This window comes from Rhizobacter sp. P1_G5, from assembly GCF_056405435.1.
The window spans coordinates 1-7,898 of sequence record NZ_JBFUCB010000257.1; the positions used below are offsets into that span (position 1 = coordinate 1).

A 7,898-nucleotide genomic window follows, 5' to 3' on the forward strand; every position below is an offset into this window, starting at 1 on the left:
CTGCAATTGCGCGGCGAGATCGTCGTCCAGGGGCGCGTGCTGTTCTTCCTCGGCTCGCCGTGGGTCACGCAGATGACCGACATCGCGCGGATCGGCCTGTCGCTCAGCGACTTCGCGGTGCACGATCCGGCGGCCGACCTGCTGCTGCTGCTGCAGACGAAGAACAAGGCGCTGGCCGATGCGCAGGAGCTGTCGCGGCGGCTGAAGGCGCAGAAGGACGACCTGAAGCTCGCGATGCTGGCGACCGAGGTGGCCGAGCAGGCCAACCGGACCAAGAGCGAGTTCCTGGCGATGATGAGCCACGAGATCAGGACGCCGCTGAACGGCGTGCTGGGCATGCTCGATCACCTGCTGGCCGGCGAGCTGTCGGCGCCCCAGCACGGCTGCGCCGCCATGGCCGCGAAGAGCGGGAAATCGCTGCTGGGCATCCTCGACGACATCCTCGACTTCTCGAAGGTCGAGGCCGGCAAGCTCGAGCTCGAGAGCATCGACTTCAAGCTGCGGCGCACGGTCGGCGATGCCGTCGAGCTGCTGGCCTTCCAGGCCGGCGAGAAATCGCTCGAGGTGGACATCGACATCGCGCCCGGCGTGCCCGACGACCTGCTGGGCGATCCGGCCCGCATCCGGCAGGTGCTGGTCAACTACCTCGGCAATGCCATCAAGTTCTCGGGCGCGGGGCGGATCACGGTGCGCGCCCGGCTGATCGGCGAAACCGGCACGCAGGCGACGATCCGGTTCGAGGTCGAGGACCGCGGCATCGGCATCGACCCTGCCAAGCAGGCCGGCCTGTTCGAGCCGTTCACGCAGGTCGACGCCTCCACCACGCGCAAGTACCGGGGCACCGGCCTGGGCCTGGCGATCAGCAAGAAGCTGACCGCGCTGATGGGCGGCGAGGTCGGCGTGCGCAGTGAGGTCGGCCGCGGCAGCACCTTCTGGTTCAGCGTGTGCCTGCCGAAGGGCGAGCAGCCCGCGCAGGCGCAGGCGCAGCCGGAGAGCGCGCCGGTCGGTTTCCACGGGCGCGTGCTCGTCTGCGAGGACGAGCCCGTCAACCAGCTGGTCGCGCAGTTGCACCTCACCGCGCTCGGCTGCACCGTCGACGTGGTCGACAACGGCGCCGCGGCCGTCGAGGCGGCCGCGCGCACCCCCTATGACCTGGTGATGCTGGACATGTGCCTGCCGGACATGGACGGGCTCGACATCTGCCGCGCCATCCGCGCCCAGGCCGGCGGCCGCACGCGCGTGCCGATCGTCATCTGGACCGCCAGCATGCTGGGGGCCGACCACGCGCGTGCCGCCGAGGCCGGTGCCGACGCGATGCTCGGCAAGCCCTTCGAGCCGCTCGCCCTCAGGCAGACGCTGTTCAGGTTCCTGGCCGTGCGCGATGCGCATCAGGCTCCCGCCACCGCAACCGAGGACTTTTGACGATGACGATGCCCCTGCCCACCGAGGCCCGCGCGTTGTACGACCAGACCGCGGCCAACTGGTCCCGACGCCAGCCCAGCTCCCTCTCCGACTACACCGCCCGGCCGCAGGTGATGGCGCTGTGCGAGCCGCTGGCCGGCAAGGACGTGCTCGACCTCGGCTGCGGCGAGGGCTATTGCAGCCGCATGCTGAGCGGGTACGGCGCCCGCGTGCTGGGGCTCGATGTCTCGGAACGCATGATCGCGCTGGCGCGCGAGGCCGAGCGCGCCGAGCCGCTGGGCATCCGCTACGACACCGCCGACGCGGTCGCGGTGGCGCTGGACGAGGCCAGCTTCGACCTGGTGGTCGCGGTGTTCCTCTTCAACTACCTCGACGTGGCGCAGATGCAGCGCACGATGGCCAACGTGCACCGCATGCTGCGCCCGGGCGGCCACTTCGTGTTCGCGGTGCCGCACCCGGCGTTCGCGTTCATGCGCCGCGATCCGGCGCCGCCGTTCCATTTCGACATCGGCAGCGCCGGCTACTTCGGCGGCCGCAACAGCCGGTTCGGCGGGCGCATCTGGAAACGCGACGGCACGGCGCTCGATGTGCAGCTGGTGCACAAGACGCTGGGGGACTACTTCGACGGCCTGCGGCTGGCGGGCTTCTCCGCGATGCCGGGCGTGACCGAGCTGACGGTCACGCGCGAGATGGTCGCGCTGGACGAGGCCTTCTTCGGCCCGCTGTTCGATCTTCCGCTGCACCTGGCCGTCAAGGTCGCCCGTTCCTGAGTTGTTTTTCTTCCGAGGACAACCCCATGAAATCACTGCAATCCGAACTCGTCACGCTCTGCGCCGATGCCCCGGCGCGCTTCCGGCAGGTGGCACAGGGGCACCCGTTGTGGCGTCATGCGTTCGTCGAGCGCTGCCGCACCGGAGCGCTGACGCTGGCCCAGGTGCGGGTGCTGGGCGCGCAGATGTACAAGTTCTGCCACCAGTTCCCGCGCTTCCTCGCGCTCGCGCTGGCCGCCTGCCCGCAGGAGGACGCGCGCATCGTGATCGCCGAGAACCTGTGGGAGGAACTGGGCGAGGGCGATCCGCAATGCGCGCATGCCGCGCTGTTCCGGCAGTTCACGCGGGCGCTCGGGCTCGACGATGCCCAGCTGGCGGCGGTGCCGGCGCAGCCCGAGACCGCGGCGCTGGTCGACACCTACGTCGGCCTGAGCGAGCGCTACGGCGTGCTCGGCATCCTGGGCGCGCTGTGCTATGCCTCGGAGGGCATCGTGGGCGCGCTGTACACGCAGATCCAGCGCGGGCTGCTGCAGGCCGCGCCGTTCGACGCTGCGGCGCTGAAGTTCTTCGAGGTGCACATCCACGTCGACGACGGGCACGCCGACCAGCTCGAATCGGTGCTGCTGCCGATGCTGCGCACGCCGCAGGAGGTGCTGCTCGTCGAAGAGGCGATCCGTGCCGCGCTGGACGCGCGCTGCGCCTTCTTCGACGGCGTGCTGCGCGAGGCCGAGCGCGCCGTCGCGGCCTGAGGGTGGCCGTGCACACGCCGCCGGATTGGCTGCAGGGGCTGTTCGCGGTGCTGCCGACGCCGATGGTGAGCGGCGGCGGGCTGGACCTCGACGGCCTGGACCGCGTCGTCGAGCACTACCTCGACGGCGGTGCCGCCGGGCTGGTGCCGGCCAGCATTGCCGGCGAAGGCGACCTGCTCGACGACGCGGAGCGCCGGGCCGTGATCCAGCGGGTGGTGCGGCGCGCTGCCGGCCGTGCGCCGGTCGCTGTCGGCGTGCTGGACGAGCGCACCGATCGCGCGCTGGCGCAGGCCCGCGTCGCCGCCGGCTGCGGAGCGGGCGCGCTGCTCGTCAAGCCGCCGCGCGGYGATGCGCAGCAGATCCTCGCCCATGTCGGCGCGATCGCGCTGGCGATGCGCATGCCGATCGTGCTGCTCGACCACCCGAAGTTCGGTGGCCTGCTGCCGCCCAGCCTGCTGCAGGTGCTGGTGGATGGCGTGCCGGAGATCGTCGGCATCAAGGTGGAGGACGAGCCCACGGCGGACAAGATGGCGCGGCTGAGAACCCTGCTCGGGCCGCGCCTGCGGCTGTTCGGCGGGCTGGGCGGCGTGCATTGCCTGCACGAACTCGAACACGGTGCCGACGGCTTCTTCACCGGCTACCCGCATCCGCGCGCGTTGGTCGACGTGATGGATTGCTGGCGGCGCGGCGAGCGGGCCGCCGCCGCGGCGGCCAACGCGCGGATGCTGCCGGTCGCGCTGCGTGAGCAGGCCGACCCGGACACGATGATCCTGCAACGCAAGACCCTCCTCCGTGATGCCGGGGTGCTGCGCGAGGCGGTCGTGCGGCCGCGGCCGCCGGCACGCTGGCCGGCATAGCCCGCGCCGGCTGCCGAGACTACTGCACCGTTTCCTTCGCCGCGGCCTTGGCCTTCTTGGCGTGGCTCTTCGCCTTGGCCTTGTGCACCTTGGCCTTGGTCTTGTGCACGGTGCTCGACGGCTCGTCGGTCACGGCGCCCTTGACGTTCTCGGTGCCTTGCTTCGCGGTCTCGGCGGTCGCCTTGGCGCCCTCCTTGACGGCGGTGCCGGCCTGCGCGAACGCGGTGCCGGCCGCGAACAGCAGGGCGAGGATGGATATGAGTTTCTTCATCGATGTCCTCCAGAGTGGGTGCTTATCATCGGCGCCCACACACGCCCGAGGTGTCGGACGCCTCCGCCGCGCGCTGTAGGACCGAAGGCTGGACCTCAGGGCATTCCCTCGGGTCGCCGAGCGGGCCTGTAAGTTGCTTTACAGTCCGCGAAGTTTTCTGAAACCCAGTTTTCATGACCGTGACGCCCCCTTCCGCCGGCTCCCCTCATTGGGCGGGCCGATTCGCCAGCCTGCCGGTGCTGCAGCAGGTGGCCGCCGGCATTCCGGCGATGCCCGCTGCGATGCAGCGCATGGGGCAGGCCGTGCTGGCGCACCCTTTCAGGGCGGCCACGCTCAACATCGATGAATTCGCCGGCGAGGTCGCGGTGTCGATCGCGACCGCCAACCGTTTCGCCCGCGCACTGAACTTCGCCGGCTACCCGCAGTTCCGTGCCGAGCTGGCGCGCGGCTTCGAGGCCATCCTGGCGCCGGTCGAGAGCCTGCGCAGCAACCTGAAGCAGCCCACCGGCACGCAGCAGGCGATGGTGGCTTCGCTGCGCGAGACGGTGGCGAACCTCGAACACACGCTGCAGGCCCTGCAGCACCAGCCCTGCGAGCAGGCCGTCTCGCTGATCGCCGAGGCCGAGCAGGTGCTGACGCTCGGCTGGGGCAGCAGCGCGTATCTCGCCGGCGTGCTGCAGCACGAGCTGGAGCCGCTGTGCTCGCGCGTCGGCAGCCTCGCGCAGGCGGGCGGGCCCTCGCATGCGGCGCGGCAGCTCGTGAAGCGCGGGCCGCGGGACCTGCTGATCTCGCTGGCGTTCCCGCGCTATGTGGAAGACACCATCGCGTTGACGCGCCTCGCGCGCGAGCGCGGCGTCAAGGTGCTGGCGCTGACCGACGAGCCGTCGTCGCCGCTGGTGCCGCTGGCCGACGTGACGCTGTATGCGCACGTCAGCCGCCAGGTGGCGCCCACCTCGAACGCCACCGTGCTGGCATTGCTCGAGGCGCTGGTGGCCGCGCTTGCGCACCGCACCGAGGGCGCGGTGCAGCGCGCCGAAGAAATGGCCCGCGGCGTGCTGCCGTGGCTGCAGGTGGCGCCGGGGAGCGTGCGATGAGTCTGTCGTTGACTTCACCCGTGATCGCGATCCACGGCGGCGCCGGCACCTTGTCGCGTGCGTCGATCTCAGTCGAACAGCAGGCCCGCTACCGCGCCGCGCTCGACGAGATCCTGCGCAGCGCGCAGGCGATGCTCGCCGATGGTGCCGCGGCGATCGACGTCGTCACCGAGGCGGTGCGGCAGCTCGAGGAATGCCCGCTGTTCAACGCCGGCCGCGGTGCGGTCTACACGGCAGACGGCCGCCACGAGCTCGATGCCTGCGTGATGCGCGGCAGCGACCTGGCCGCCGGCGCGGTGGCCGGCGTGCGCACGCTGCGCAACCCGATCCTCGCCGCGCGCGCGGTGATGGAGGCCGGCGGCCCGGTGATGCTGATCGGTCCCGGCGCCGAGCAGTTCGCTGCCGGGCAGGGCTGCGAGACGGTGGCGCCGGAGTGGTTCGACACGCCGGAGCGCTTCGCGCAACTGCAGGCGATGCAGGCCAGCGACCGCATCGCGCTCGACCACGATGGCGCGAGCCAACTGGCCCCCACGGTCCCCGCGCCGCTCGACGAGCGCGACAAGTTCGGCACCGTCGGCGCGGTCGCGCTCGATGCGCACGGCCACCTGGCCGCCGCCACCTCGACCGGCGGCATGACGAACAAGCGCCCCGGCCGCGTCGGCGATTCGCCGCTGATCGGCGCCGGCTGCTATGCGAATGACCGCACGGTGGCGGTGTCGTGCACCGGCGTCGGCGAGGCTTTCATGCGCGGGCTCGCCGCCTACGACGTGTCGGCGCTGGTCGAGTACGTCGGGCTGCCGCTGCGCTTCGCCGCGAAGCGCGTCGTGATGGACAAGCTGCCGCCGCTCGGCGGCCGCGGCGGGCTGATCGCCGTCGATGCGCGCGGCAACGTCGCGCTGCCGTTCAACACCGAGGGCATGTACCGCGGCTGGGCCCGTGTCGGCGAAGCGCCGGTGTCTGCCATCTATGCCGACGAAGCGGGCCCCGAACAATGACAAGCACCCCACCGCGCCGCGTGCTCGACGTGCGCAACCTCAGCGTCAGCTTCGCCGTCGAAGGCGGCCGGCTGCAGGCGGTGCGCGCGCTCGATTTCCACGTCGATGCCGGCGAGACGCTCGCGATCGTCGGCGAGTCCGGCTCGGGCAAGTCGGTGTCGTCGCTCGCGCTGATGCGCCTGGTCGAGCACGGCGGCGGCCGCATCGACAGCGGCGAGATGTGGCTGACGCGCCGCGACGGCGAGCGCGTCGACCTGGCGCAGGCCGATGGGCGCCGCATGCGCGCGCTGCGCGGCGCGGACCTCGCGATGGTCTTCCAGGAGCCGATGACCTCGCTGAACCCGGTCTTCACCGTCGGCCAGCAGGTCGCCGAATCGATCCGCCTGCACCAGGGCCGCTCGCAGCGCGAGGCGATGGCCGAGGCGCTGCGCCTGTTCGACCTGGTGCGCATCCCCGAGGCGCGCGAGGTGCTGGGCCGGCATCCGCACCAGCTGTCGGGCGGCATGCGCCAGCGCGTGATGATCGCGATGGCGCTCGCCTGCCGGCCGACGCTGCTGATCGCCGACGAGCCGACCACCGCGCTCGACGTGACGATCCAGGCGCAGATCCTCGCGCTGATCCAGCAGCTGCAGCACGAGCTGTCGATGGGCGTGATCTTCATCACCCACGACATGGGCGTGGTGGCCGAGATCGCCGACCGCGTGCTGGTGATGCGGCGCGGCGACAGGATCGAATCTGGCGACTGCCGTGCGCTGTTCGCGCAGCCGCAGCAGGCGTATACGAAGGCGCTGCTGGCTGCGGTGCCGCAGCTGGGGGCCATGCAAGGGCAGGACCTGCCGGCACGCTTCGCACTGCCCGGCGATGAAGTGGTGGCCGCCACGCACCAGGTCACGATGCCCGACAGCGTRCGCGCCGACCTGCCGCCGGTGCTGTCGGTGCAGGGCCTCGTCACCCGCTTCCCGCTGCGCAGCGGCATCCTCGGCCGCGTGAAGCGCCAGGTGCATGCCGTCGAGCAGATCAGCTTCGAGCTGAAGGCGGGCGAGACGCTGGCGCTGGTCGGCGAATCGGGCTGCGGCAAATCGACCACCGGCCGCTCGCTCGCGCGGCTCGTCGCGCCGCTGGCCGGCCGCGTCGAGGTGGCGGGGCGCGACATCGCGCCGCTCGAAGGGGCCGCCTTGCAGGCGCTGCGCCGCGACATCCAGTTCGTGTTCCAGGATCCCTACGCGTCGCTCGACCCGCGGCTGACCGTCGGCTACAGCGTGATCGAGCCGCTGCTGATCCACAAGCTGATGACRCAGAAACAGGCCGAGGAGCGCGTGCGCTGGCTGCTCGAGAAGGTGGGCCTGCCGGCCGAGGCGGCGAACCGCTACCCGCACGAGTTCTCCGGAGGGCAGCGCCAGCGCATCGCGATCGCGCGCGCGCTCGCGCTSAACCCSAAGGTGGTGATCGCCGACGAGGCGGTGTCGGCGCTCGATGTCTCGATCCGCGCGCAGATCGTCAACCTGCTGCTCGACCTGCAGCAGGAGTTCGGCATGGCCTACCTGTTCATCTCGCACGACATGGCGGTGGTGGAGCGCATCAGCCACCGCGTCGCGGTGATGTACCTGGGCCAGATCGTCGAGATCGGCCCGCGCCGCGCGGTGTTCGAGAATCCGCAGCATGCCTACACGCGGCGCCTGCTGGCCGCGGTGCCGGTGGCCGACCCGACGCGGCACCGCCAGCGCGAACTGCTGTCCGACG

8 protein-coding genes are annotated in these 7,898 nt (G+C 71.3%); 7 read left to right on the forward strand and 1 reads right to left on the reverse strand.

Features of this window, described 5'->3' with window-relative positions:
- From AC1D12_RS17910 to AC1D12_RS17925, 4 genes are all read left to right on the forward strand, one after another.
- The coding region (locus AC1D12_RS17910) for an ATP-binding protein (RefSeq protein ID WP_477841957.1) at window positions 1-1,422 on the forward strand (1,422 nt) is incomplete at its 5' end.
- A gap of 2 nt (window positions 1,423-1,424) precedes the next feature.
- Entirely contained in the window at window positions 1,425-2,192 is a 768-nt protein-coding gene (locus AC1D12_RS17915) for a class I SAM-dependent methyltransferase (RefSeq protein WP_477841959.1), read from the forward strand.
- Window positions 2,193-2,218: 26 nt separating this feature from the next.
- Window positions 2,219-2,941 carry an iron-containing redox enzyme family protein gene (locus AC1D12_RS17920; RefSeq protein WP_465112406.1) on the forward strand — a complete coding sequence of 241 codons (723 nt, stop codon included), beginning with the start codon at window positions 2,219-2,221 and terminating at the stop codon, window positions 2,939-2,941.
- Between the two features lie 8 nt (window positions 2,942-2,949).
- Window positions 2,950-3,798: a dihydrodipicolinate synthase family protein gene (locus AC1D12_RS17925; RefSeq protein ID WP_477841961.1), complete on the forward strand. Its 849-nt coding sequence runs from the start codon at window positions 2,950-2,952 to the stop codon at window positions 3,796-3,798.
- 19 nt (window positions 3,799-3,817) lie between these two features.
- On the opposite strand, the gene AC1D12_RS17930 is transcribed toward AC1D12_RS17925, so the two are convergent.
- On the reverse strand, window positions 3,818-4,069 hold the full coding sequence (locus AC1D12_RS17930; protein ID WP_047511645.1) for a hypothetical protein: 252 nt from the start codon (window positions 4,067-4,069) through the stop codon (window positions 3,818-3,820).
- A 173-nt stretch (window positions 4,070-4,242) separates the two neighbouring features.
- Between AC1D12_RS17930 and AC1D12_RS17935 the strand changes: the two genes are divergently transcribed.
- The 3 genes from AC1D12_RS17935 to AC1D12_RS17945 all read left to right on the forward strand — a co-directional run.
- A complete protein-coding gene (locus AC1D12_RS17935) occupies window positions 4,243-5,163 on the forward strand; it encodes a MurR/RpiR family transcriptional regulator (protein ID WP_477841963.1) in 921 nt (306 codons plus the stop codon).
- A complete protein-coding gene (locus tag AC1D12_RS17940) occupies window positions 5,160-6,158 on the forward strand; it encodes an isoaspartyl peptidase/L-asparaginase family protein (RefSeq protein ID WP_477841965.1) in 999 nt (332 codons plus the stop codon). Before AC1D12_RS17935 ends, AC1D12_RS17940 begins: the two co-directional genes overlap by 4 nt.
- The coding region (locus tag AC1D12_RS17945) for a dipeptide ABC transporter ATP-binding protein (protein WP_477841967.1) at window positions 6,155-7,898 on the forward strand (1,744 nt) is incomplete at its 3' end. The genes AC1D12_RS17940 and AC1D12_RS17945, both read left to right, overlap by 4 nt.

Coding starts and splice junctions, on each gene's coding strand:
- AC1D12_RS17940 (WP_477841965.1), top strand. CDS start 5,160: ATGAGTCTGTCGTTGACTTCACCCGTGATCGCGATCCACGGCGGCGCC.
- AC1D12_RS17935 (WP_477841963.1), top strand. CDS start 4,243: ATGACCGTGACGCCCCCTTCCGCCGGCTCCCCTCATTGGGCGGGCCGA.
- AC1D12_RS17920 (WP_465112406.1), top strand. CDS start 2,219: ATGAAATCACTGCAATCCGAACTCGTCACGCTCTGCGCCGATGCCCCG.
- AC1D12_RS17930 (WP_047511645.1), bottom strand. CDS start 4,069: ATGAAGAAACTCATATCCATCCTCGCCCTGCTGTTCGCGGCCGGCACC.
- AC1D12_RS17915 (WP_477841959.1), top strand. CDS start 1,425: ATGACGATGCCCCTGCCCACCGAGGCCCGCGCGTTGTACGACCAGACC.